Source organism: Ruegeria sp. D3 (assembly GCF_056534465.1).
The window spans coordinates 327,248-352,206 of sequence record NZ_JBQFPK010000002.1 but is presented as its reverse complement, the minus strand read 5'-3'; the positions used below and the strand labels follow the sequence as shown (position 1 = coordinate 352,206).

Here is a 24,959-nt window from a genome sequence, read left to right as displayed (position 1 = left end):
GTGATGGACGCTGCCACGATCACCACACCCGTCGTCCTGATCCTTCTCGGCCCTCCGGGTGCCGGGAAGGGTACACAGGCTCGTATGCTTGAACAGAAGTTCGGGTTGGTTCAACTCAGCACCGGAGACTTGCTGCGTGCCGCCGTCGCGGCCGGGACTGAAGCAGGTTTGGCCGCCAAAGCCGTGATGGAGGCCGGAGATCTGGTCAGCGACGATATTGTCATCGCGATCCTGCGCGATCGACTGGCCGAGCCGGACTGCGCGAAAGGAATCATCCTTGACGGCTTTCCCCGCACCACGGTTCAGGCACAGGCGCTGGACACTTTGTTGGCCGAATCTGGGCAAAAGATCAATTCGGCCATCAGCCTCGAGGTAGAAGACGCTGAAATGGTGATCCGGATTTCGGGTCGCTACACCTGCGGCATGTGCGGTGAAGGCTACCACGACACGTTCAAGCTGCCCGCGGTTGAAGGAAAATGCGACAAATGCGGCGGCTCAGAGTTCAAACGGCGCGCAGATGATAACGCTGAAACTGTTGCGTCCCGGCTGACGGCCTATCACGCGCAGACGGCACCTCTGATTGACTACTATCAGGCCCAGGGAGTGCTGAAGGGTATCGACGCAATGGGCCAGATAGATGACATCTCAATCGACCTGCAAGGGTATGTGCAAGAGGTCATGACTTAAAGGGTGGATCAAAGCGCAGGGCTTTAATCCTAAATCAGAATACTTCGAAGGAACTGCCTTGGCAGAACCGAGGAGTTTTACCTGACGTCACGGGGCGTTGGGCAAAATCGCAAAGCGACCTGACGCGCACGAGGAGTTGTGTGCCAGGCCGTACGGCGAAAAAGCGAAGGAGGAACCCGCAATGGCGGATCAATCATCAAACTCCGCGCAGGCTGCCGAGTCCGACAAGGGCTATTGGCAGGCCAACCTGCGCCTAATTTACATCAGCCTTGTGATCTGGGCGCTGGTGTCGTTTGGATTCGGCATTCTGCTGCGTCCGCTGCTGTCGGGTATTTCCGTGGGCGGTACAGATCTGGGCTTTTGGTTCGCACAGCAGGGTTCGATCCTGGTCTTTCTGGTGCTGATCTTCAACTACGCCTGGCGCATGAACAAGCTGGACGCTGAATACGGCGTGGACGAGGAGTAACAGCATGGACCAGTTTACCATCAACCTGCTGTTTGTCGGCGCGTCTTTTGCGCTGTACATCGGCATCGCGATCTGGGCCCGCGCGGGTTCCACATCGGAATTCTACGCCGCCGGTCGCGGCGTTCACCCGGTCACCAACGGTATGGCGACAGCAGCGGACTGGATGTCTGCGGCCTCGTTCATCTCGATGGCGGGCCTGATTGCCTTTACCGGCTATGACAACTCGACCTTCCTGATGGGTTGGACCGGTGGCTACGTGCTGCTGGCTCTGCTGCTTGCGCCTTACTTGCGTAAGTTCGGCAAATACACCGTCTCGGAATTCATTGGCGACCGTTTTTACAGCCAGACCGCCCGTGTCGTTGCGGTGATTTGTCTTATCGTTGCCTCGGTAACCTACGTGATCGGTCAGATGACCGGTGTCGGCGTGGCCTTTGGCCGCTTCCTTGAGGTGTCGAACACTTCTGGTCTGCTCATCGGTGCCTGTGTGGTGTTTGCCTACGCGGTGTTTGGTGGGATGAAGGGCGTGACCTACACTCAGGTCGCTCAGTACTGCGTGCTGATCACCGCCTACACCATCCCGGCCATCTTCATCTCGCTGCAGCTGACCGGCACCCCTGTTCCGGCGCTGGGTTTGTTTGGTGACACCGCAAGCGGTGAGCCTCTGCTGACCAAGCTGGATGCCATCGTGACCGAGCTGGGCTTTAACGAATATACAGCCCACCACTCGAACACGCTGAACATGGTTCTGTTCACCCTGTCGCTGATGATCGGTACTGCGGGTCTGCCGCACGTCATTATGCGCTTCTTCACCGTTCCCAAAGTGTCTGACGCCCGCTGGTCCGCTGGCTGGACGCTGGTGTTCATCGCACTGCTGTACCTGACCGCCCCTGCGGTTGGCGCAATGGCTCGTCTGAACATCACCGACATGATGTGGCCTAATGGTGGCATCGAGGGCGGCGCTGTTTCTGTCGAAGCAATTGACACCGACCCGCGTTACGACTGGATGGCCACGTGGCAGAAAACCGGTCTTCTGGATTGGGAAGACAAGAACGGTGACGGTAAAATCCAGTACTATAACGACGCAAACGCCGACTTGCAGGCAATTGCCGAGGAAAAAGGCTGGGTTGGAAACGAGCTGACCAAGTTCAACCGTGACATCCTGGTTTTGGCCAACCCCGAAATTGCCAACCTGCCGGGTTGGGTGATCGGTCTGGTCGCAGCTGGTGGCCTTGCGGCTGCGCTGTCGACCGCCGCGGGTCTGTTGCTGGCGATCTCGTCGGCGGTGTCCCACGACCTGATCAAGGGAGCGATCAACCCGCAGATCTCGGAAAAAGGCGAGCTTCTGTCAGCGCGTATTGCAATGGCTGTAGCCATCGCTGTAGCAACGTGGCTGGGCCTGAATCCTCCGGGCTTCGCGGCGCAGACGGTGGCCTTGGCCTTCGGCCTGGCGGCAGCCTCGATCTTCCCGGCGCTGATGATGGGTATCTTCTCGACCCGCATCAACAACACCGGTGCGGTCGCGGGTATGCTGGCTGGTCTGGTTGTAACACTGATCTACATCTTCCTGCACAAGGGTTGGCTGTTCATTCCGGGCACCAACTCTTTCACTGATGCTGATCCGCTGCTGGGTCCGATCAAGTCGACCTCGTTCGGGGCGATCGGTGCCATGGTCAACTTTGCCGTCGCCTACTTCGTGGCCGGTGCGACCAAGGAAACTCCGCAGGAGATCAAAGATCTGGTCGAAAGCGTCCGCATTCCCCGTGGCGCGGGTGCAGCTCAGAATAAATGAGCACGATGCGGCCCAAAGCCTACTTGCCAAAGGCCGCGTCTTTCGACTGACTACTCCCGCCCGGCACTCCACCGGGCGGGATTTTTAAACCGGAAACCGAGGAGTATTCCATGCCCCTGTCCCATGATGAGATCACCCGGTTTCTGAAATCCGTACACCCTTATGACGCCCTGCCAGCTAATGTCTTGGATGCCATCGCACACCAGATCGAGGTGTGGGAGGTCGAAGAGGACTTCACGGTCTACAAATTGGGTCATTCTTTACCCGGTGTTTTTGTGATCTATGAGGGACAGATTGAGATCAAAGACCGGAACGATGTCGTCGTTTCGCATCTTGGCCTACGAAACTCATTCGGTGAACGTGGGCTTTTGAAGGATGGCAAGGCAATCACCAAGGCACGCGCCGACGCCTCATCGGTGCTGTTGCTTTTGCCTCCGGATCTGGTGCGCGAATTGATCGCCGGACATGAAGTCGTCGCAAAGTTCTTCAACCGCAGCCGCACCACACGCGCGGGACCTCAGAGTCTAGCCACCAGTTCGATCGACGTTCTTATGGCGCGCAACCCAGCCACATGCCCGCCTGATACATCAGTCCGAGAAGCCGCGCAGCTGATGCGTGACAAGCATATCTCATCGCTGTGCGTGACGGATCAGGAAACTCTTCTTGGCATCGCGACCCTGCGCGACGTGTCTGGCAAGTTTGTCGCGGACGAAATGCCAGCGGACACGCCCGTTGCCTCGATCATGACCGCTAACCCGATTACCCTGTCACCTTCCGATATCGGCTCGGATGTTCTGCATATCATGATGGAACGGGGGATTGGCCATGTTCCAATCTCCGAAGGTGGGCGGTTAGTCGGTATCGTTACTCAAACCGACCTGACCCATTATCAGGCCGTCAATTCGGCCGAACTTGTGCGCCAGATTGCAGCCGCGCAGACAGCGGAACAAATGGCTACTGTGACCGATGAAATTCCACAGCTTCTGGTACAGCTTGTTGCCGCTGGAAACCGGCACGAGATCGTCACGCGCCTGATCACGGACATCGCTGACACAGCCACTCGTCGACTGTTAGCCTTGGCCGAAGCCAAGCTTGGCCCGCCCCCCGTACCCTATCTGTGGCTGGCCTGCGGATCGCAAGGGCGGCAGGAACAGACTGGTGTCTCTGATCAGGACAATTGCCTGATGCTGGACGACAGCGTGACCGACGGTGACATGCCCTATTTCCATGCGATGGCACAGTTTGTATCGGACGGGCTGGACACATGCGGGTACTTCTATTGCCCCGGCGACATGATGGCGACAAACCCGCGCTGGTGCCAACCGGTACAGGTGTGGCGCGACTATTTCAAAAGTTGGATCGCCAAGCCAAATCCCGAAGCACAAATGCTGGCATCCGTCATGTTTGACCTACGCCCGATCGGTGGCGCATTCGAGCTGTTCGACAAGCTGCAAGCCGATACGCTGGTTGCGGCCCGGGCGAATTCGATCTTTGTGGCGCACATGATTTCAAACTCATTGAAACACACGCCTCCGCTTGGCTTGTTACGGGGATTTGCGACGATCCGGTCAGGTGAGCACCGCAATACACTGGATTTAAAGCACAACGGTGTCGTTCCCGTCGTCGATCTGGCCCGGATTTACAGTTTGCAGGGCGAGCTTCCCGAGGCGAACACGCGCGCGCGTTTACGGGCGGCCGGAGCGGCTGGTATCCTTAGCGAGTCCGGAGCGCGGGACCTGCTGGATGCATATGATCTGATTGCTGAAACCCGTCTGGAACACCAGGTGCGGCTTGTAAAAAGTGGCGAAAAGCCGGACAACTTCATGCCACCCACGGCCCTGTCCGATTTCGAACGCAGCCATCTTCGGGACGCGTTCGTCGTGGTCAAGACGATGCAATCGGCGGTGGGCCACGGAAAAGGTATGCTGGGTTGAACCGGCCGAAATTGGGAGAAACACAATGTTCCTGGAACTGATCGCCACACTCTTCGCAGGCGTCGCATTTGCAGGCGTCGTGATGCTGGTGAACAAGGTGACGGGCGGTCGCTTGCCAAGGTGGGCTGCCCCTGTTGCAGCCGGTTTGGGGATGATCGGAATGACCATTTCCAGTGAGTATTCCTGGTATGACCGCACCAAAGATACGCTGCCTGAAGGCATGGCGATTATTCAAGAAATCGAAAGTCGCGCGTTTTACCGCCCCTGGACCTATGCGGTGCCGTTTGTTGAACGTTTTGCCGCGATTGACACAGCCTCGGTTCGGACCAACGAACAGGTGCCCGAGCAACGGTTGGTAGACCTTTACTTTTTTGGGCGCTGGTCCCCGGTTTCCAAGCTGCCGGTCGCTGTGGATTGCGCACAAAACCAGCGCGCCAATCTGGCGGACGGGGCCGAATTCGGATCCGAAGGTCAGCTGCTGAACGCCGACTGGATAAACGCAGAAACCAACGACCCCATCATCGAGGCCACCTGCGGAGTGTAACATGCTGACCCGGTTAAGCCTGCGCTTACGCATCTTCCTGTTTTTTTGCCTGCTGGCTGTTGGCGGGTTAGCTGTCAGTTCTCTCGCCTTGTGGATCAGTTATCGGCGCGTTGCAGATCCTGAATTGGTCAACGCCTTCATCTTTGCTGAAATCCTTATGGCTTTTGGCTTTGTGGCGCTGATAGCCGCCGTTTGGTTGCTGTTTGATGACAACGTCGCCAAGCCGATCGAGCGTCTTTCGGCTGAGCTGCGCGCGCGCGCGCACGCAGGCGTCAACCGGGAAATGGATGTTCAGGCCGCGCGTTACCTGGGTGATCTAGCCCCTGCTGCGGCTGGTCTGGCCGACCAACTGTCAGAGAAGACTATGAGCGTAGCCGAAGCCGTCGCTGCTGAAACCGCCCATCTGGCTGCCGAAAAGCAGAAGCTGACAGCCTTGCTGACCGACATTCCGGTGGCCATGCTGCTGGCCAGCCCGACGCATAAGATCGTGCTCTATGATGGTCAGGCGGCCGAAGTTCTTGCACAGATTTCACATCCCCGCCTGAATGCGTCGATGTCCGAGTATTTTCAGATGGGTCCCTTGGAACAAGCCTTTGCCAAACTTACCAAAACAGGGCTTGAGGTCGGTTGCGCTCTTACAACTATCGACGGCACACAAAACTATATGACGCGCATGAAACCCTTGGGCGACGCACCAGGTTACATGCTGATTTTTGACGACAGTGCCACAAACATCGCGCCCGAGGCCGCGCGGCCGCTGGTCTATGACTTTGCCCTATTGAACTCGGCTGCCAATAAGGAACTGCGTACACTTGACCTGCGCGAGCTTTGCTTTGTTGTGTTCGATACCGAAACCACGGGGCTGCTGCCACACAAGGACGAAATTGTGCAGATCGGAGCAGTGCGTGTCGTAAATGGCCGGATCATTGAAGGCGAACGGCTGGATATATTGGTCAACCCCGGTATGCCAATCCCTGCTGCCTCGACCAAGGTTCACAAGATCACAGACAATATGGTCTCGGGCGCGCCTGGAATCGCCGAGGCTGGCAGGGTCTTTCATCAATTTGCGCAGGACGCGGTGATCGTGGCCCATAATGCGCCATTCGACATGGCCTTTCTGCGCCGTCATGCGAACCGGATGGGCGTTGAATGGAACCACCCAATTTTGGATACTGTCCTGCTGTCCGCCGTTCTGTTCGGTGCCAGTGACACACACACGCTGGACGCCGTGTGCGACAGGCTCGACATCACTATCCCGCCAGAGTTGCGCCATACGGCGCTGGGGGATGCGGTCGCAACGGCCGAGGCGCTGGTTCGTATGTTACCGATGCTTGAGGCGCGCGGCATGACCACCTTTGGCGCGGTGATCGAGGCGACCCGTCAGCACGGACGCTTACTGGAAGATCTGAACTAGGCTGGAAAAATACAGTTTCAAGCGCAGCTTTTCGTGGACAATTTCATTGGGCCGTGGCACCTGAGGCGCGGCCACTGAATGAGCGCGTGATGACCGAGACCACTTTCACCCCATCCCCCGACCAAAGCATCGCTTTCCGCGAAGCATTGGGCTGTTTCGGAACAGGGGTCACCGTTGTGACAACGCATACCGAAATGGGGCCGCGGGCGATCACGGTGAATTCGTTTTCGTCGGTCTCGCTGGATCCACCTCTGGTTCTTTGGTGCCTTGCAAAGGACTCAAACCGGTTCGGCGCGTTCCATAACTGCCAGCATTATTCGATCCATGTCATGGCCGAAGATCAGCAGGATCAAGCACTGAAGTTTGCCGAAAATGGCGAAGACTTCTCGCACGCAGATTGGACAGCTGACCATGCCAAGCGTCCCCACCTGTCTGATTGCCTTGCTCGGTTTGATTGCACGCTAAACGCCCAACACGATGCCGGAGATCACCTTATCCTGATTGGCCAGGTCGAAAAGGTGATGTACCGCACAGGCAAGGGTTTGATTTTCAAGCGTGGACAATTTGGGGGTTTTGCCGATCTAATATAGATCAATAAGCCCAAATTACATTGCTATATCTGAATAATATAGCAATGTAGTGCGATGATCGGCACCAGGAATAAAATAGTCTTCGTCCACATACCCAAAACCGGCGGAAGCTCGGTCGCATGGGCGTTACGTAAGGAATTTGATCGGCCGAATCCGTTGCAGCGGATGTTAAAAAGCTTGGACGGTCGAACGATAAACAGGGGCATCTACCAAAAGTCGCGGTTCCAGCCACTTCCAGATCATGCCAAGGCGATAGACTATCTGGAACGCTTGGGCCCAGTGTATTGGACAATGCGCTCAGTTGCATTCGTTCGTAATCCATTCGACTTGTTGATTTCACTTTATAGCTACATCCAACAAACCGAAATTCATCATGACCACCAGGCGGTCAAAGGTATTTCTTTTAAAGAGTTTATATTGACGCGCTGCGGAGGCGAGCTTTCACCTTACAGACAAACAAGTTTTCTGTTGGACGAACAGAACCGATGTCTTGTCAGCTATGTTGGCCGAATGGAAAACCTAGGCACCAACTTCCAGAGTTTTTGCGCGAAAGTCGACATCCAAGCCAGTTTAAGCCACCAAAACAAGTCCAATAGATCAAGGGTAGTTGCGGATCACTACAACTCCGAGATGATAGATATTGTCGTCGAAACGTTCCGCGCGGATTTCAACTTACTAGGCTACAGCACTGATCCGAATAACCAATCCATAGACCAGATGGAGTTGCTGAAGCACCCTAAGCTGAAACCAATTTAGTTACTCGTCCAGCGACCCATGCACGGCCAGTGCCTCAAGCTGGGTTTCTTGCGGGGTGATGATGCGGAAAGCCTCATGCACACCTGTCTCGGATAGTTCACGCGCGACGGTCAGCAGGGTGTTGGGCGCATGTTCTTCGCATAGCTCGGACATATGAGTGATTTCGGCTTGCGCGACGCCCATCGCCGCCTCAACCGAAGGCGCGCCGTAGATTTTTACGAAATGCTCGGCCAGGTTCTGCGCAATCTGGTCGATCTCGGCTGGTTCCACTTGCGTCACTGCCACGAATGTCACCCGGCCAAAGGTCTCGACACCCAGCCATCCGTTCGCGAAAGCCTGCCGGGCCTTGCCCTCAAGATCGCCCTCGCCCCAGTTCGAAAACTCGAACCCGCCCGAGATACACCACTCGCCCGTGCGGGCCGGGGAATGAAATACGTTCATGTCGCTTTCGTCGAAATGGATCGCGCGGGCCAGTTTCATCTTTAGTTCTCCAGTAGATCCGTCAAGGGGCGCAGGGTTGTTTCGGCACCGTCGCGGATCAGCATTCCGAACCGCTCGTCGGCGCCCAGAAAGACACCTGTGTCAAAGGGTTCGCCCACCCCGCGTAGCAGCCCCATCCATTCGGCATGAAGAGGCGCATTTCCGTCCTCTTGCCAGCGGTTGAGCCATGTCAGCATATGCCTCGACCAGCTTTCAACCATTTGAGTCGGTGACACCTCAGCGCAGCCTTCATCATAAAGCGCTGTAATATCTGGGTTTTCGCCGGGCGCGTCGCTGGTTTGCAGCAGTGCCAGTTCCCAGCCGACGATCAGCCAATCGGGTTCTTCCTCGGGCGCAGTGCTTGAGGCCGCGACCTGAAACATCCCGCATTTAGCCCCGTTGACACAGATCGGACCGTCCCAGTCCAGATGGACCGCCACCTCGGGCGGGGCCAGCGCGCCCAGCGCGTTCTGAAACCCCACGGCGCAGAGCGGCAACATCGCCATCGCGTCCTGCAGCGGAACTTCGGGTGCAAAGACGATAGCCACGCGTAAGCGGTCAGCCTGAATGTTGTAAACCACGGTGCCCGCATCACATCCCAGCGCGGCCATGGCCTGCGCGCGCTGAAACGGATCTTGTCCCCCCTGGACCGGGTGACCGACCAACAGAGGGGGAAATACCGGCTCGCTCATGCGTTGCCCTTGGCGATCAAGTCGCGGGCGATTTTGCGGAACGCGTCGGCCTGCGGGCTGTCGGGTTTGCTGACCACGATGGGCGCACCCCCATCAGCGGCCACGCGAATGTCCAGATGCAGAGGGATTTCCCCCAGCAACGGCACACCCAGAGATTCAGCCTCGGACTTCACGCCACCATGGCCGAACACATGTTCCTCATGCCCGCAATTCGAACAGATATGGGTGGACATGTTCTCGATCATGCCGACGATGGGCGTTTTCAACTGGTTGAACATGTCGATCCCCTTGCGGGCATCGATCAGGGCTACGTCCTGCGGGGTCGACACAACAATCGCGCCATCCACCTGGAACTTTTGGCTCAGCGTCAGTTGCACGTCACCGGTGCCGGGCGGCAGGTCGACGATCAGCACATCCAGCGCGCCCCATTGCACCTGGTTCATCATCTGCTGCAACGCGCCCATCAGCATCGGACCTCGCCAGACAACCGCCTGCCCTTCGTTGGTCATCAGCCCCATGGACATCATGGTGACGCCGTGATTGCGCAACGGCAGAATGGTCTTGCCATCCGGGCTGGCCGGACGCCCCGAGACACCCAGCATCCGGGGCTGCGAAGGGCCGTACACATCCGCATCCAACAGACCCACGCGCCGCCCCTCGGCGGCCAGCGCACAGGCGAGGTTCGCGGACACGGTCGATTTACCGACACCCCCCTTACCCGAGGCCACGGCGATGATGCGATCCACGCCCGCCACCGGTTGCGGGCCGGTTTGCGAGGGTTTGGGTTTCGGCTTCAGATCCGGCGGCGCCTTGTCGGAATGCGCCGTCAGCATGGCCGAGACCTTGGACACACCATCAACCATCTGAGCAGCCTGCTCGGCCGCCGCGCGCACGGGTTCCATCTTTTCGGCGTTCTTAGGGTCGATCTCCATCACGAAGCGTACGGTGTCACCTTCGACATTCAGGGCACGCACGATCCCGGCGCTGACAATGTCTTGTCCGGACATGGGATCTGTGATTTTCTTCAGGTTCGCCAGAACTGCGTCACGAACACTCATGCCTTTTCTCCGTGTGTCGATCCAACCAAGTGGTTGATTTTCATTGCATGTGTCTCCGTCTCATTCAGTTTATTTGACGCAATCGGGGCGCTGCCGTTAGGCTGACCCCATGCGCGTTATCCTTTTGTGCCTGAGCCTGACGCTCTCCGCCACCCCCTCTTGGTCGCAAGAGGCGCTGGGACTGGCTGCCCCGCCCGAGGTTGCCGACTCTGGTCTGTTGCAACATATTCTTCCGCGCTTCTCGCTCAAGACCGGGATACGCGTTATTGCGGATGATACCGGCGTTTTGGTTTTGGAAAGCGGCCCGCCGGGCGATCCGGTCTTTGCCCGCGACGGTGTGATCTATCACCTCAGGATCGGCGAGGATGCCAAACACGAACGATTCCGCGACTGGCTGCTGTCCGATATCGGCAAGCGCACGGTTGAAGGGTTTGCTCCGGAAACCGGCGCGCCCTTCTCGGCCGAATTCGAAGTTGCCGCGGTGCAGGAAGAGGTGGTTGTTGATGGCGACGCCGCATGGGGCGAAGAACTGTCGATGACTCATTGCGGGCGGTGCCACGTGATCGGCCCGCAAAACCGCATGAATGGGCTGGGCTCGACGCCATCCTTTGCAGTCCTGCGCGCCATGCCCGACTGGTCGGAACGGTTCGAGGCGTTCTTTGCCCTGAACCCACACCCCGCCTTTACCCAGATCGACGGGCTGACATTGCCCTTTGACCCCGAACGCCCCTCGCCCATCCACCCCGTCCAGATGACGCTGGACGAGTTGGAGGCGATACTGGCCTTTGTATCGGTCATCAAAGCCGCGGATCTGGGCGCACCGTTGCAGCTTCAATGATCCTTGCGCTTTGAGAAATAATCCTCGGTCGTAACAACCTTGGGACGCGGCGCAGACTGGAACGGGTTGTCCTGTTGCTGAAACTGCGCGTTCACACGGCAGTTGTCACACATCTGGATCATCCGCGCCTTGTTCGAGGTGGCAAACATCGGATGCGTACCCGACAGCTTCTCCATGATCCTTTCAACTGTGGATTTCACACCGAACAGCGCGCCACATTCGACGCATGCAAAGGGTTCTTCCTCGTTCAACACCTGCTGAGACAGGGCCGCATCGCTCAGGTCCAGTTGCGGGACCAGCGTGATCGCGTCCTCGGGGCAGATTGTTCGGCACATACCGCATTGCAGGCAGGCATCCTGCTGGAAGTTCAACTGCGGCATGTCGGGGTTGTCGATCAACGCCCCCGACGGGCAGAGCGACACGCAACTCAGACACAGCGTGCAACTGTCTGTGTTCACCGCCACCGCTCCGTAAGGCGCATCTTCGGGCAATGGCAACGGAGCTTCGGCCTGAGGGTTGAGCGCCTGCGCGGCCAAGCGTGCGATTTGACGCCGGTTTCCCAAGGGCAGCACCGGATCAGCCAAAGGCTCTGGTACGTGCTGTGCGTATAGTTCGTCAGACATCGCATCCGGATCGGCCTGATCAATCAGGCCCAGCTTCCCCGCGCCTGCGATGGCCTCGGCCAGTGCCAGTTCACGATCCAGCGCATCCCGCTCGGTCGTTGGCGCCAGCAATACATCAACCCGAGCAAATCCATGGGCCAGAGCGGCCAGCATTTCGGAATGGCCAAACCCCGAGATGACGTTCAGTTCCAACGGGATCACGTCGGCAGGCAATCCGCGACCAAAGCGGGCGGACAGTCGGATCATCTCAGCCCCGTGGGCATCATGAACCAGCAGTCGGGGCGCGTGACCCTCGGCCCGTCTAAAGGTGCGCGCCAGAATATGCATCCGGGACAAAAGTGCTGCAACTGGCGGGTCTTCGTAGGTGATCGCAGTCGAGGGGCAGACCGCCGCGCATTCACCGCATCCGGCACAGATCATAGGATCGATTGACACGTGTTCGCCCGCAGAGGTGATCGCACCGGTTGGGCAGATGTCCAGACAGTTCGAACACCCTACCTGTTCGGCGCGGGAATGGGCACACAGCGTCTCTTCCATCCGCACATAAAGAGGTTTTTCAAAGGTGCCGACCAGTTGCGCGGCCTCAAAGGCCAGGCGTTCAACGGCGACCGTATCCTTGGGATCGGCCCTCAGATACCCCTCGCGCTTGGCAGGGGCCTGCACGAAAGGCGTATCCCCGGTCAGATCCAGCACGATATCGCAGGAGGAGCCCGCCCCGTCGCGCGGTTCAGACCATGCAAACGCCCCGCGCCCGCCGGGTTCTAACTGTTGTAGCGCATCCAGTCGCAGGGAAAATCCGCCCAAAGCACCGGTCAGCGACCGAACGCGCCCGCGCACCACATCATAGGCGCGCGACATCGGCTCGCTATCGTCGGTGCTCAGGACCGTGATGGCCAAGGTCGACGACAGATGCTGGGCCAGATCAAACGCCTCCGCGCCGGGGCCGATGATAAAACACGTGCCTTCGCTGACGACATCTACGCTGGGCGTGATCGGCTGCGGCAACAGCGCCTCGGCCGCTAGTGCTGCCATCTTGGGGGCGGCATCCGCGCCCTCATCCGACCATCCTGCGCGGTCACGTAGATCGACGAAACCCGGTGCCTCGACCCCAAGCTCATCGGCCAGGTTGCGAAAGACTTCCTGCTCTTGCCCACAGGCGACGATCACGTCACCGTCCTGCATAAACTTGGCAGCTGCCTCCAACTCGCGCGTGCACAGGGCCGTGTGGACTTTGGAACAGGTCGCATCACAGGCGGATGCGATCTTGTCTGCGTCCACGCGCTGAGTGCCCGCGCAGTCGCATAGTAATATCTTGGTGCTCATATCCCCTCCCCGGATGTCGCGCCATTTTACAGCACAGTAAGCTGTATTCCGGGAACGGCAATGTAAACCCCATCGCAAACACGCCAAATCCAACCCCGGACGCGCTACACAACCCTGTTTTTCTACCCGGGAACAAGGCCCCTCACGAACTCGCTATCGACGTATGCGACTAAAGTCGTAGTGCTTGGACTTGGCAGAAGATCATTTTGTGTACCATAGTGGACACGGGGAAGGCAGGGGAGAGCCTTCCGGGGAGGATTTACGTGGCGAAGGCCGCTACTCAGATTGAAATGCCGATAGGCGTTGTTGTGCGCAAAACACCCGGTGTCACTCGCTGGGCGAAATGGAACTGGCGTGCGATTGCGGTGTTGCCCGGTGCAGGCCCTGCCGATTGGCACGAAATGCGCCGGGAAGGCGAAGCTGTGGAATACCACGCTGCAACCCTCCCCCTCACATTGTGGGCGGATGAGACCGAGGCGTATATGGTCAACCTGTCCGACGGCACGCCCTCGATATACCTTGTGCTGCGCGATGCGCTGGACGGGCAGCGCCCGATGGATGCTGTGCTGGTTACTGCCTCACCCTATGAAGGGCAGGATTACGCGGATACCGGTGAAGAGATTGTCGAAAAGATCCCAATGACGGACGGGCTGATCGCTTGGGTGCGGGATTTCGCTTTGGAACATCACCGCGATGAAGTCTTCGTTAAACGTAAGCGCGACAAGAAACGCACTGATCTGGTAGAAGATGGCAAAGGCGATGCGCGCATACGGCAAGAGTCCGATGTTTACCGCGCCCCGCGGAGGATCATCCAATGACCGAAGCCCGCGATTTCTGGTCCCGCCGCAAAGCCGCCGTTCAGGCCGAGGCTGAGGCCGAAGTAATCGCAGCCGAAGAACAGGTAATCGCAGACCAACGCGCTGAGCTGGAAGAAAAGACCGACGCCGAGATTCTGGCCGAGTTCAACTTGCCCGATCCCGATCAATTGCAAGCGGGCGATGACGTCTCGGGCTTTATGGCCAAAGCCGTTCCCGATCGTCTTCGCCGCCGCGCCCTGCGCCGGTTGTGGCGTCTGAACCCGGTATTGGCCAATGTGGACGGCTTGGTGGATTATGGTGAGGACTACACCGACGCGGCCTGTGTGATCGAAAACCTGCAGACCGCCTATCAGGTCGGTAAGGGCATGTTGGCTCATGTCGAAGCGCTGGCTGCCAAGGCCGAAGCCGAGGCGGAAGAAACCGAGATCGATGTCCAGGCCGAGGAACCTCAGCCGGAACCCGAAGAAATCGACCTGCCCGACCCAGAGCTCGTTCTCGTGGCGGAAATAGAACCTAACGCGCCAGAGGAGGCGGAAGCCGCCCCTGCCCCGCGCCGCATGAAATTTGAATTCGAAGGATAACCGAATGACCGCAAGTGAAGCGCAACAGATGGATGTCTCGGCCGAGGATCGCCTGCGCGCGGATTTCTACAACTTTCTGGGCCTGCTGCTGGCCGGTCCGCCCGATCAGATGCTGCTGGACCAGATGGTGGGTCTCAGCGGCGATGACAGCGATCTGGGTCAGGCTATTCAGGCAATGGCTCGGGTGGCCAAAGTCACCAAACCCGCCGCTGCTGAACGTGAGTTCAATGCCTTGTTCATCGGTTTGGGGCGTGGCGAATTGCTGCCCTATGCCAGCTTCTACCTGACCGGGTTCCTGAACGAGAAACCTTTGGCTCAGCTGCGCAATGATATGGCTGTGCGCGGTATCACGCGGGCGAAAAACGTCTATGAACCCGAAGACAACATCGCCTCGTTGATGGAGATGATGGCGGGCATGATCGTCGGCCGGTTCGGCACGCCCGCGTCTTTGGACGACCAGAAAGCGTTCTGGAACAAACATATCGGCCCTTGGGCCACGCATTTCTATTCGGATTTGGAAGGCGCCGAGAACTCGGTCCTCTATGCCTCGGTCGGTACTGCCGGTCGGGTGTTCATGGAGATCGAGCGCGAAGCTTTCCGAATGTCGGCAGCGTGAGACGTTGTCATTCGCCAGCGTCCCTTGCGGGGCGTTAAACTGCAAATGGGAAAGGAGAACCCCATGAGCAAGACCAAGGAAGAAGGTGCAACGCGCCGCGACTTCCTCAAACTGGCCGGAACCGCAGCACCCGCTGCTGTCGCCGCAGCCAGCCTGACCGGACAGGCCGAAGCAGCCGAGCTGCCCACGGACGAAACCCGGATGCAGGACACCGCGCATACACGCGCATATCTGGAAAGCACCCGGTTCTAGGATCGGACGTTTTCACCACCCGACAGACGGTTGCGATTGGCCCTGACGTCGGTTTTGCGAAGTACCAAGCAGCCGTGGCTGACACGGCACGCAAGGGAGGAAAGTAATGCTTAGGAAAAAGACCAACGGGGTTGCGAGACGCCCCCAGCGGACAAGTATCCTGTCCCAGGTCGGCGAGAAAACCGTCGATCGCCGCGCATTTCTGCGTGGCTCGGGCCTGACGATCGGCGGCCTTGCCGCGATCAGCGCCACGGGTGGAACCGTGACGCCAGCCAGCGCCCAGACAGCGGCAAACACCGCCGTTGAAAACATCAAATCCGTGTGCACCCACTGCTCGGTCGGCTGTACAGTCGTTGCCGAAGTGCAGAATGGCGTCTGGGTCGGGCAGGAACCCGGTTGGGACAGCCCGTTCAACCTGGGCGCACACTGCGCCAAGGGGGCCTCGGTCCGCGAGCACGCCCATGGTGAGCGCCGCCTGAAGTACCCAATGAAAAAGGAAGGCGGAGAGTGGAAGCGCATCAGCTGGGAACAGGCGATCGACGAGATCGGCGACGGCATGATGAACATCCGGCAGGAATCCGGGCCGGACAGCGTGTACTGGCTGGGTTCTGCGAAACACAATAACGAACAGGCCTATCTGTTCCGCAAGTTCGCCGCCTACTGGGGCACGAACAACGTGGACCATCAGGCCCGTATCTGCCACTCGACCACTGTTGCGGGCGTTGCGAACACATGGGGCTATGGCGCCATGACCAACTCGTACAACGACATGCACAACAGCCGGGCCATCTTTATCATCGGTGGTAACCCGGCCGAGGCGCACCCCGTCTCGTTGCTGCATATCCTGCGTGCGAAAGAGCAAAACAACGCCCCTCTGATCGTCTGCGACCCGCGCTTTACGCGCACCGCGGCCCACGCGGATGAATATGTCCGTTTCCGCCCCGGCACCGACGTTGCACTGGTCTGGGGCATCCTGTGGCACATCTTCGACAACGGCTGGGAGGACAAAGAGTTCATCCGCACCCGTGTCTGGGGTATGGACCAGATCCGCGAAGAGGTTGCCAAGTGGAACCCCGACGAGGTTGAGCGCGTCACCGGTACGCCCGGCTCGCAGCTGCGCCGCGTCGCCCGGACCATGGTGAACAACCGCCCTGGAACCGTCGTATGGTGCATGGGTGGTACACAGCACACCAACGGCAACAACAACACCCGCGCGTACTGCGTGCTTCAGCTTGCGCTTGGCAACATGGGCACATCGGGTGGTGGCACCAACATCTTCCGCGGCCACGACAACGTGCAGGGCGCAACAGACCTTGGTGTTCTGTCCCACACCCTGCCCGGCTACTATGGCCTGTCCAAGGGTGCTTGGGGCCACTGGGCGCGTGTCTGGGGTGAAGATCCTGAATGGCTCGCGGGTCAGTTCGCCACGATCAAGGACAAGGAAGGCAAGGACAAGCCGCTACAGAACGAGCGCGGCATCCCGGTCTCCCGTTGGATCGATGGTGTTCTGGAAGACCCAGCCAACATGGATCAGGACAATAATGTCCGTGCCATGGTTCTGTGGGGCCACGCGCCCAACTCGCAGACCCGGATGACGGAAATGAAGACGGCGATGGAGAAGCTGGACATGCTGGTCGTGATCGACCCGTATCCCACCGTCTCGGCCGTTCTGCATGACCGCACGGATGGTGTCTACCTGTTGCCTGCCTGTACGCAGTTCGAGACACGTGGTTCGGCCACGGCATCGAACCGGTCGCTGCAGTGGCGCGACAAGGTGGTTGATCCGCTGTTCGAAAGCTTGCCGGACGAGGTCATCATGGCCAAGTTCGCCAACAAGTTCGGCTGGGCAGACCGCTTCTTCCGCAATATCGAGATGGAAGATGCCGAGACCCCGAATGTTGAAAGCATCACGCGTGAGTTCAACTCGGGCCTCTGGACCATCGGCTATACCGGTCAGTCGCCGGAACGTCTGAAAAGCCACATGGCCAACCAGCACACGTTCGACAGAACCACGCTGCAAGCCATTGGTGGACCAAACGACGGCGAGTACTACGGCCTTCCGTGGCCCTGCTGGGGCACGCCAGAGATGGGTCATACGGGGACACCAAACCTCTATGACATGTCCAAGCCGGTGGCCGAAGGCGGCCTGACCTTCCGCGCCCGTTTCGGTGTGGAACGCGACGGCGACAACCTACTGGCCGAAGGGGTCTATAGCGTAGGATCGGAAATTCAGGATGGTTATCCGGAATTCACGATGCAGATGCTGATGGATCTTGGCTGGGATGGCGATCTGACCGCCGAGGAACGCGCGGCGATTGACGCTGTTGCGGGTCCTGAAACCAACTGGAAGACCGACCTCTCCGGCGGTATCCAGCGGGTTGCGATCAAGCATGGCTGTGCGCCCTTCGGGAACGCCAAAGCCCGCGCGGTCGTCTGGACCTTCCCGGATCCGATCCCACTGCACCGCGAGCCGCTATATACCAACCGGCGCGATCTGGTGGAGGACTATCCGACCTACGAGGACCGTCAGGCCTATCGCCTACCCACCCTTTATGCTTCGATCCAAAAGAACGACTTTTCTAAGGATTATCCGATAATCCTGACGTCAGGTCGTCTGGTCGAATATGAAGGTGGTGGTGATGAGACACGGTCCAACCCGTGGCTGGCCGAGCTTCAGCAGGACATGTTCGTCGAGATAAACCCCCGCGATGCCAACAACCTTGGTATTCGTGACGGATCACAGGTCTGGGTCGAAGGTCCTGAGGGCGGAAAGGTCAAGGTGATGGCGATGCTGACCAACAGGGTTGGCGCCGGCGTGGCCTTTATGCCGTTCCACTTTGGCGGCCATTTCCAGGGCGAGGATCAGCGGCACAAATACCCCGCAGGTGCAGACCCCTATGTCTTGGGTGAAAGTTCTAACACCGCCCAGACTTATGGTTACGACTCAGTAACCCAGATGCAGGAGACCAAGTGTACTCTCTGCAAGATCTCGGCAGCGTAAAGGAGGACGAAAATGGCTAGAGCAAAGTTTCTCTGCGACGCTGAACGCTGCATCGAGTGCAACGCCTGTGTCACCGCGTGTAAAAACGAGCACGAGGTACCATGGGGCATCAACCGCCGCAGGGTGGTGACGATCAATGACGGCAACCCGGGCGAACGCTCGATCTCGGTGGCCTGTATGCATTGTTCGGATGCACCTTGCATGGCGGTGTGCCCGGTCGACTGCTTCTATCAAAACGAAGAAGGTGTCGTCCTGCACTCCAAAGACCTGTGCATTGGCTGCGGCTATTGCTTCTACGCGTGCCCGTTCGGTGCGCCGCAATACCCGCAGGCGGGCAACTTCGGATCGCGCGGCAAGATGGACAAATGTACCTTCTGCGCCGGTGGTCCCGAAGAAACGCACTCGACCGCAGAGTTCGCCAAATATGGTCGCAACCGGATCGCCGAGGGCAAACTGCCCATCTGCGCCGAGATGTGTTCCACCAAAGCCCTGCTTGCCGGTGACGGTGACGTGGTCTCGGCCATCTACCGTGAACGTGTTGTGGCGCGCGGGTTTGGCTCGGGCGCGTGGGGTTGGGGCACCGCCTACGACCAGAAAGACGGCTAAGTTCGTCTTATTGAACCAAACAGACGACCCGCATGCGTGGGTCGTCTGAACTGGATTTATGACCGAGGTTCAGATGTTCCGCTTACTCACCGCATTGTTGCTAACTTTTACGATGGCAAACATAGCCGTTGCACAATCAAGTGACACCGACGCTCCTGCCGCGAACGAGCGCACGTCGACCGGTGGAGCGACAACGCTTGAAGACATTCTTGCCCGTCAACGTGGTGAGAAAGTCGACAATACCTATCGGTCTGAAAACACTGGACAGGGTAACGTCGAAGGGTTGTTGGGCCAGTTTGGAACACGCGGCGTGGCGTCCGACAGTGACGTCTATCGCGCTCTTCGTTACGGTTCGGCGGATGTGACCGTTTCGTCAAAAGGACCTGCTGCAAGCGTCTTGATCCAAGATGGTGGCATGTGGTGGTGGGCTTTCCGCACCGGACCACTGCGCGAATACGGCACTTACATCATCGCAGGCATGGCTGCAGTAATCTTGTTGTTTTTCCTGATCCGCGGAAAAATCCGCATTGATGGCGAAAAAACAGGCCGCACAGTCACGCGTTTCAACGGTTTCGAACGGTTTGGCCACTGGCTTTTCGCCGGATCGTTTTTGATCCTCGGGCTCACTGGCTTGCTGACGCTTTACGGTCGAGACTTTCTAATCCCAATCTTTGGAAAAGAAGGCTTTGCGACGATCGCGCAAGCCTGCAAATGGCTTCATAACAACTTGGCATGGGCCTTCATGCTGGGCCTTGTCATCGTCACTGTAAACTGGATCGCCCATAACATCCCAAACCGTACCGACCTAAAGTGGTTGGCCGCTGGCGGTGGGCTTTTCACCAAAAACAGTCATCCTCCAGCCAAGAAATTCAATGCAGGGCAAAAGGTCATTTTCTGGGCCTGCATTTTGCTTGGCGTGTCGATCAGCCTGTCGGGTTTGTCCCTGTTGTTTCCGTTCGAGATGCCCCTGTTTGCCAAAACATTCCAGATCGCCAATGCAACCGGGTTGCCTCAGGCAATGGGCCTGAATCTGCCAGTGCAAATGTCGCCGCAAGAGGAAATGCAATACGCCCAAGTATGGCACGTGATGATTGCCTATGTCTTTATCGCCATCATTATCGCGCATATCTACCTGGGCTCGGTGGGGATGGAGGGCGCGTTCGACGCCATGGGAACCGGCGAGGTCGAAGAACAGTGGGCGCGTGAACACCATTCGCTGTGGCTGGCAGAGGTGCAGGAAAAAGAGGCTACCAAGGGCGCAGCCTCGCCTGCCGAATAGATGCGCGTACTGGCGCTGATCCTTGCGCTGATCCCCCTGCCCGCGTGGTCCGAGTTCTTTACGCTAAAAGGCCATGGCGGGCCGATCATGGGGATCGCGACGGCTCCGGATGGCCGGATCGCCACGGCAAGCTTCGACAACTCGGTCGGCCTCTGGTTCGACCAGATGCCCGAATGGCTGGAAGGCCACGAGGCGGCGGTAAACGCAGTCGCCTTCAACGGCACCGCGATCTATTCCGCAGGTGATGATTTCACCCTGCGCCGCTGGCCGGGCGGAGAGGTTGTGGGCCAGCACAAGGGCAAGATCGTCCACATCGCAGCGTCGAAAACCCATGTGGCGACGGCCAGTTGGGACGGCACAATTGGCCTTTGGCCGGCGGATGGGTCGGACCCCACGGTTCTGTCTGCGGGCGGCGGCGTCAATGCGGTTGTGTTTACGCCCGACGGTTCACAGCTCTATTCCGCCGGGGTCGACGGGGCGTTGCGCCTGTGGGATGTCGCCAGCGGGCAAGAATCTCTGCGTGTGGTCGAGCATGGCTTTGGCATCAATGAGCTGGTCCTGAACGCGCAAGACAACTGGATCGCCTATGGCGCGGTCGATGGCGTGACCCGCATTCGCGATCTGACAACGGGCGAGGAACGAGATTTTACCCTCGACCGCCGCCCTATTCTGGCGCTGGCGCTCAGCCCGGATCGTAGCTTGTTGGCGGTGGGGGATGGCGAAGGCTATATCATGCTCATCGACACGGTCGATTGGCGCATCGCACAGGATTTCCGCGCCACGTTGCGCGGGCCGGTTTGGGCGCTGGCCTTTTCGCCGGACGGCCAGAACATCCATGCAGGCGGGATTGACGAGGCCATGTATAGCTGGCCCATCGCCACCCTCCGCGAACAGGAACAGATGGCCGCCGTGGCGCCCAGTTTCCTGAAAAACCCCGATCAGATGAGCAATGGTGAGCGGCAGTTTGCCCGTAAATGCTCAATCTGTCATAGCCTGACACCAGACGGCCAGCGCCGCGCCGGGCCGACGCTGCATGGGGTGTTCGGACGCAAGGCCGGGTCACTGCCGGGATATTTCTACTCGGATACGCTGCAAGACTCTGATATCATTTGGAATGACGAGACCATAAATGCCCTTTTCGACGAGGGGCCAGACCACTACATTCCGGGGTCGAAGATGCCGATGCAGCGGATCACGCAGCCCAGCGACCGGGACGATTTGATCGCCTTTCTGCGCCGCGCCACGGCACCGGAAAACTGAAAGACCGGAGGAGACAGATGAAAGCCTTCCTTGCCGCCGTGGCCGCCATGGTCGTCATTGCAATAGCTGCGCCTTTTGTGCTGAATCAGATCGGATTCAGTGCCGCCGATGCGGGAACCGGTTCAGCGGTGCGCCTCGACTGAATGCCTGAATTCCTGACCACAAAGGAACTGGCCGACCTGCTGCGTATCGGCGAGCGTAAAGCCTATGATCTGGCCTCATCGGGCGAGGTGCCCTGCGTACGCGCCATGGGAAAGCTGCTGTTTCCCCGCGCCGAGGTCATCGCCTGGCTGAACGCGTCGCGCAGTGGCCCGCAGGTGGCAGAACCGCCCTTGCCTCCGATTGTCGCGGGTAGCCATGATCCACTTCTGGATTGGGCACTGCGCGAAAGCGGTTCGGGGCTGGCGACGTACTATGACGGCTCGTTCGATGGCCTGAACCGGTTGAAAGACCGGACTGCGCAGGCTGCCGCGCTGCATATTCACGAAGATGGCGGGTTCAACCTTGGGGCTCTGCGCGGTGCGTTGGGCGAGGCGCCGGTGGTTTTGTATGAAGTTGCGCAGCGTCAGCGTGGATTGCTGTTGGCTCCAGGTGTGAGTGACATCTCAGGATTTGCCGACCTGAAAGGCCGTCGCGTAATCCTGAGGCAGGAGTCTGCTGCCAGTCAGCGCCTTTTTGACGGGCAGTTAGAGGCACACGGCCTCACCCGCGCGGATCTGGACACCCTGCCCACCTGCGCCCGTACCGAGGAAGAGCTGGCCATCGCCCTGCATGACGGCAAGGCTGAGGCCGGGTTTGGTCTGGGCGCGCTGGCGGGGCTGTACGATCTGGGCTTCTGTCCGACCCATGCTGAACGGTTGGACCTGGCCATCTGGCGGCGGGCCTATTTCGACGAACCGATGCTGAAACTGCTGGCTTTTGTGCAATCCGACCGATTTGCCGCCCGCGCTGCCGAGTTTGGTGGCTATGACCTAAGCCATCTGGGCACGATCCATCACAACGGTGCCAGCGGTTAAGACCCGCTGGCATTGGGAAAGAACAACTGCTGGCCGTCCAGCTTGTAAGACGCAATCGCCGCCTGCCCGTCTCGCCCGGTCAGCCAATCGATGAACCGCTGGCCCGCTGCAGCTCGAACACGTGGATGCTTGTCCGGATTCACCAGAATGACGCCATATTGGTTGAACAAACGCGGGTCGCCCTCGACCATCACCTCAAGATTGCCCCTGTTGCCAAAGGATTGCCACGTGGCGCGGTCGGTCAGCACGTAGGCATCCATCCCGCTGGCCACATTCAGCGTCGCCCCCATGCCCGAGCCCGTCTCGCGATACCATGCGCCCGATGCAGCCGTGGGATCAACCTCGGCCGCAGTCCAATGGCGCATCTCGGCCTTATGCGTGCCGCTGTCATCCCCGCGCGAGGCAAAGGGGGCCTCGGCCTCGGCCACAGCGGTCAAAGCCGCCACGATATCCGCGCCGCCTTTCACCTTGGCCGGGTCGGATTTCGGCCCAACCAGAACAAAATCGTTATACATGACGTCAAAGCGTTCGACGCCCCAACCATCGGCGACGAACTGATCCTCGGCCTGTTTGGCATGGACCAGCAGAACGTCTCCGTCCCCGTTGACCGCATTGCGGATCGCCTGCCCGGTGCCCACAGCCACCACACGCACGTCTATCCCAGTTTCGGCCTCGAACCCCGGCAGGATATAGTCCAGAAGCCCCGAGTTCTGCGTGGACGTGGTCGATTGCACGACAATAAAGGGCTCTTCGGCGAACGCAGGTGCGGCCAGGCCAAGCGAAAGCAATGCTGCCCGAAGAAAATTCCGGATCATTTCGATCTCCGTCTTATTGATTAAGTCACAAGCCCGCCCGCCAGATAGCGGCGTGCGGCATCACTTTGAGGCGCGTTTAAGACCTGTTTAGCCAACCCATGTTCAACCACATGCCCACCCTGCATCATGACGATATCCGCAGCCAGTCTGCGAGCCTGCCCAATGTCATGGGTCACCATGACAATCCGCACGCCGCGACTTGATGCTCGCAGGATCATCCGCTCGATCATCTGGGTCGCGTTTGGGTCCAGCGCGCTGGTGGGTTCGTCCAGAAACAGCGTCTCGGGGTCCAGCGCCAGCGCGCGCAGGATGGCCAGCCGCTGAGCCTCGCCCCCGGACAAGGATCGCGCGGGCTGACGCGCCTTGCCTTCCAGCCCGCCCTCATCCAACAGGCTTTCGATCCGTAGCTTGCGGGCACCGCGCGGCAGCCCCTGACGTTTCAGAACGAAATCAAGATTGGCCGCAACCGAGCGGCGCAGCAGCACAGGTTGTTGAAACACCATCGCCTGTTGCGCTTTGTGCCTATCGGTCAGCGGAGTCCCGTCCTGCTCAACCCGTCCCTGATCCGGTTCGATCAAGCCATGCAAACAACGTAAAAGTAGGCTTTTACCAGCCCCGTTCGGCCCTAGGATCAGTGTTGGACCCGGCCCGTCCAGCGAAAGGCGCGAAACGTTAAGCAGCGCTTTGCCGTTTCGAACAACGCGCAAATTTCGCACCAACAGGCTGCTGGCTGTATCACATAGCAGATCACGCATGACGCAGCCCCTCTTGTTCCGCCCGCAAGCTGACTGCGCTGACCATAGCGTTTACCGCGATTGCAATTCCGATCAGGATCGCGCCCAACGCCAATGCCAGCGCCAGATTGCCCTTGGAGGTCTCAAGCGCGATAGTTGTCGTCATCACCCGCGTCACGTGATTGATGTTGCCGCCCACGATGATCACCGCACCCACCTCGGCGATAGCGCGGCCAAACCCGGCCAGCAGCGCCGTGATCAACGCCAGCCGCGCATCCCATAGCAGCACCGGGACCGAGGCCAGACGCGACACGCCCAGCGATCGCAACTGCTCCGAATATTCCTCGGCCAGCATCTCAATCACCTGTCGTGTCAGAGCAGCTACGATCGGTGTCACCAGCACGACCTGTGCGATGATCATGGCCGTGGGCGTATACAACAGTTCCAGCACACCCAATGGCCCTGAGCGCGACAGCATCAGATAAACCAACAGCCCCACAACGACCGGAGGGAACCCCATCAAAGCATTCATCAACACGATCATCGCCCGCCGCCCCGGAAAGCGCGCAACGGCCAGTGCTGCCCCAACAGGCATCCCGATCAACGCAGCGATCAGTACGGCAAAAATCGAAACTTTCAGGGACAACAGAACAATCGCCCACAACTCGGCATCCCCGTTCAGGATCAGAGCCAAAGCCGATGTGAATTCTGATGCAAATCCCTGCATATTCTCCCCATATCAAGGAAATCGGAACCAAATGCGTTTATTTTCAAAGGAATACTAAGG

Annotated in this window: 25 protein-coding genes and 1 pseudogene; 19 read left to right on the top strand and 7 right to left on the bottom strand. The window is 58.9% G+C overall.

Features of this window, described 5'->3' with window-relative positions:
• Nucleotides 1–3: 3 nt before the first annotated feature.
• The 8 genes from ACR0DX_RS04150 (at nucleotide 4) to ACR0DX_RS04115 (ending at nucleotide 8,180) form a co-directional block, all read left to right on the top strand.
• The gene (locus ACR0DX_RS04150) at nucleotides 4–687 is read left to right on the top strand and encodes an adenylate kinase (RefSeq protein ID WP_170352911.1); all 684 of its coding nucleotides are present in this window, start codon (nucleotides 4–6) and stop codon (nucleotides 685–687) included.
• Nucleotides 688–868: 181 nt separating this feature from the next.
• The gene (locus ACR0DX_RS04145; RefSeq protein ID WP_170352909.1) at nucleotides 869–1,153 is read left to right on the top strand and encodes a DUF4212 domain-containing protein; all 285 of its coding nucleotides are present in this window, start codon (nucleotides 869–871) and stop codon (nucleotides 1,151–1,153) included.
• A 4-nt stretch (nucleotides 1,154–1,157) separates the two neighbouring features.
• Entirely contained in the window at nucleotides 1,158–2,942 is a 1,785-nt protein-coding gene (locus tag ACR0DX_RS04140) for a sodium:solute symporter family protein (protein WP_170352907.1), read from the top strand.
• Nucleotides 2,943–3,052: 110 nt separating this feature from the next.
• Nucleotides 3,053–4,876 carry a DUF294 nucleotidyltransferase-like domain-containing protein gene (locus tag ACR0DX_RS04135; RefSeq protein WP_170352905.1) on the top strand — a complete coding sequence of 608 codons (1,824 nt, stop codon included), beginning with the start codon at nucleotides 3,053–3,055 and terminating at the stop codon, nucleotides 4,874–4,876.
• A 25-nt stretch (nucleotides 4,877–4,901) separates the two neighbouring features.
• Nucleotides 4,902–5,420 carry a hypothetical protein gene (locus ACR0DX_RS04130; protein WP_170352898.1) on the top strand — a complete coding sequence of 173 codons (519 nt, stop codon included), beginning with the start codon at nucleotides 4,902–4,904 and terminating at the stop codon, nucleotides 5,418–5,420.
• A gap of 1 nt (nucleotide 5,421) precedes the next feature.
• The gene (locus ACR0DX_RS04125; RefSeq protein ID WP_170352896.1) at nucleotides 5,422–6,834 is read left to right on the top strand and encodes a 3'-5' exonuclease; all 1,413 of its coding nucleotides are present in this window, start codon (nucleotides 5,422–5,424) and stop codon (nucleotides 6,832–6,834) included.
• Between the two features lie 89 nt (nucleotides 6,835–6,923).
• A complete protein-coding gene (locus tag ACR0DX_RS04120; RefSeq protein WP_170352893.1) occupies nucleotides 6,924–7,424 on the top strand; it encodes a flavin reductase family protein in 501 nt (166 codons plus the stop codon).
• A gap of 54 nt (nucleotides 7,425–7,478) precedes the next feature.
• Nucleotides 7,479–8,180 (top strand): sulfotransferase family 2 domain-containing protein, encoded by a 702-nt coding sequence (locus ACR0DX_RS04115; protein ID WP_480845255.1) that lies wholly within the window; start codon nucleotides 7,479–7,481, stop codon nucleotides 8,178–8,180.
• Here ACR0DX_RS04115 and ACR0DX_RS04110 read toward each other — a convergent pair whose 3' ends face one another.
• From ACR0DX_RS04110 to ACR0DX_RS04100, 3 genes are read right to left on the bottom strand one after another with little or no spacing between them, the layout of a single operon-like run.
• Nucleotides 8,181–8,660 carry a DUF6505 family protein gene (locus tag ACR0DX_RS04110; RefSeq protein WP_480845253.1) on the bottom strand — a complete coding sequence of 160 codons (480 nt, stop codon included), beginning with the start codon at nucleotides 8,658–8,660 and terminating at the stop codon, nucleotides 8,181–8,183.
• 2 nt (nucleotides 8,661–8,662) lie between these two features.
• On the bottom strand, nucleotides 8,663–9,352 hold the full coding sequence (locus ACR0DX_RS04105; protein ID WP_170352889.1) for a biotin/lipoate--protein ligase family protein: 690 nt from the start codon (nucleotides 9,350–9,352) through the stop codon (nucleotides 8,663–8,665).
• Nucleotides 9,349–10,410, bottom strand: coding sequence for an Mrp/NBP35 family ATP-binding protein (locus ACR0DX_RS04100; RefSeq protein ID WP_170352888.1), 1,062 nt, complete (start codon nucleotides 10,408–10,410; stop codon nucleotides 9,349–9,351). The genes ACR0DX_RS04105 and ACR0DX_RS04100 overlap by 4 nt, the downstream gene beginning before the upstream one ends.
• Before the next feature lie 109 nt (nucleotides 10,411–10,519).
• Between ACR0DX_RS04100 and ACR0DX_RS04095 the strand changes: the two genes are divergently transcribed.
• Nucleotides 10,520–11,248, top strand: coding sequence for a hypothetical protein (locus ACR0DX_RS04095; protein ID WP_170352887.1), 729 nt, complete (start codon nucleotides 10,520–10,522; stop codon nucleotides 11,246–11,248).
• Here ACR0DX_RS04095 and ACR0DX_RS04090 read toward each other — a convergent pair.
• Nucleotides 11,242–13,194, bottom strand: a complete 1,953-nt coding sequence (locus tag ACR0DX_RS04090) for a 4Fe-4S binding protein (protein WP_480845249.1) — start codon at nucleotides 13,192–13,194, stop codon at nucleotides 11,242–11,244. The genes ACR0DX_RS04095 and ACR0DX_RS04090 overlap by 7 nt on opposite strands.
• 263 nt (nucleotides 13,195–13,457) lie before the next feature.
• Between ACR0DX_RS04090 and ACR0DX_RS04085 the strand changes: the two genes are divergently transcribed.
• From ACR0DX_RS04085 to ACR0DX_RS04040, 10 genes and pseudogenes are all read left to right on the top strand, one after another.
• Entirely contained in the window at nucleotides 13,458–14,012 is a 555-nt protein-coding gene (locus ACR0DX_RS04085) for a DUF3305 domain-containing protein (protein WP_170352885.1), read from the top strand.
• Nucleotides 14,000–14,593: pseudogene (locus ACR0DX_RS04080) on the top strand (DUF3306 domain-containing protein); the annotation flags it as partial. The gene ACR0DX_RS04085 and the pseudogene ACR0DX_RS04080, both read left to right, overlap by 13 nt.
• A 4-nt stretch (nucleotides 14,594–14,597) precedes the next feature.
• Entirely contained in the window at nucleotides 14,598–15,209 is a 612-nt protein-coding gene (locus ACR0DX_RS04075) for a molecular chaperone TorD family protein (RefSeq protein WP_170352883.1), read from the top strand.
• 63 nt (nucleotides 15,210–15,272) lie between these two features.
• Nucleotides 15,273–15,461: a ubiquinol-cytochrome c reductase iron-sulfur subunit N-terminal domain-containing protein gene (locus tag ACR0DX_RS04070; protein ID WP_170352882.1), complete on the top strand. Its 189-nt coding sequence runs from the start codon at nucleotides 15,273–15,275 to the stop codon at nucleotides 15,459–15,461.
• A gap of 106 nt (nucleotides 15,462–15,567) precedes the next feature.
• The gene (locus ACR0DX_RS04065; RefSeq protein ID WP_170352881.1) at nucleotides 15,568–18,462 is read left to right on the top strand and encodes a formate dehydrogenase subunit alpha; all 2,895 of its coding nucleotides are present in this window, start codon (nucleotides 15,568–15,570) and stop codon (nucleotides 18,460–18,462) included.
• Nucleotides 18,463–18,474: 12 nt separating this feature from the next.
• Complete coding sequence (gene fdh3B, locus ACR0DX_RS04060; RefSeq protein WP_037307340.1) at nucleotides 18,475–19,068, top strand: formate dehydrogenase FDH3 subunit beta; 594 nt, start codon at nucleotides 18,475–18,477, stop codon at nucleotides 19,066–19,068.
• A 73-nt stretch (nucleotides 19,069–19,141) separates the two neighbouring features.
• The gene (locus ACR0DX_RS04055) at nucleotides 19,142–20,347 is read left to right on the top strand and encodes a formate dehydrogenase subunit gamma (RefSeq protein WP_170352880.1); all 1,206 of its coding nucleotides are present in this window, start codon (nucleotides 19,142–19,144) and stop codon (nucleotides 20,345–20,347) included.
• Nucleotides 20,348–21,607 (top strand): c-type cytochrome, encoded by a 1,260-nt coding sequence (locus tag ACR0DX_RS04050; RefSeq protein WP_170352879.1) that lies wholly within the window; start codon nucleotides 20,348–20,350, stop codon nucleotides 21,605–21,607. It abuts the gene before it with no gap.
• Nucleotides 21,608–21,624: 17 nt separating this feature from the next.
• Entirely contained in the window at nucleotides 21,625–21,750 is a 126-nt protein-coding gene (locus ACR0DX_RS04045; protein ID WP_269149587.1) for a hypothetical protein, read from the top strand.
• On the top strand, nucleotides 21,751–22,623 hold the full coding sequence (locus ACR0DX_RS04040; protein ID WP_170352877.1) for a helix-turn-helix transcriptional regulator: 873 nt from the start codon (nucleotides 21,751–21,753) through the stop codon (nucleotides 22,621–22,623).
• Here the strand turns inward: ACR0DX_RS04040 and ACR0DX_RS04035 are convergent.
• The 3 genes from ACR0DX_RS04035 to ACR0DX_RS04025 are packed head-to-tail and all read right to left on the bottom strand — an operon-like array spanning nucleotide 22,620 to nucleotide 24,899.
• Nucleotides 22,620–23,438 (bottom strand): substrate-binding domain-containing protein, encoded by an 819-nt coding sequence (locus ACR0DX_RS04035; RefSeq protein ID WP_170352875.1) that lies wholly within the window; start codon nucleotides 23,436–23,438, stop codon nucleotides 22,620–22,622. The genes ACR0DX_RS04040 and ACR0DX_RS04035 overlap by 4 nt on opposite strands.
• Before the next feature lie 20 nt (nucleotides 23,439–23,458).
• Complete coding sequence (locus tag ACR0DX_RS04030; protein WP_170352873.1) at nucleotides 23,459–24,193, bottom strand: ATP-binding cassette domain-containing protein; 735 nt, start codon at nucleotides 24,191–24,193, stop codon at nucleotides 23,459–23,461.
• Nucleotides 24,186–24,899 (bottom strand): ABC transporter permease, encoded by a 714-nt coding sequence (locus ACR0DX_RS04025; protein WP_170352871.1) that lies wholly within the window; start codon nucleotides 24,897–24,899, stop codon nucleotides 24,186–24,188. The genes ACR0DX_RS04030 and ACR0DX_RS04025 overlap by 8 nt, the downstream gene beginning before the upstream one ends.
• Nucleotides 24,900–24,959: the final 60 nt, after the last annotated feature.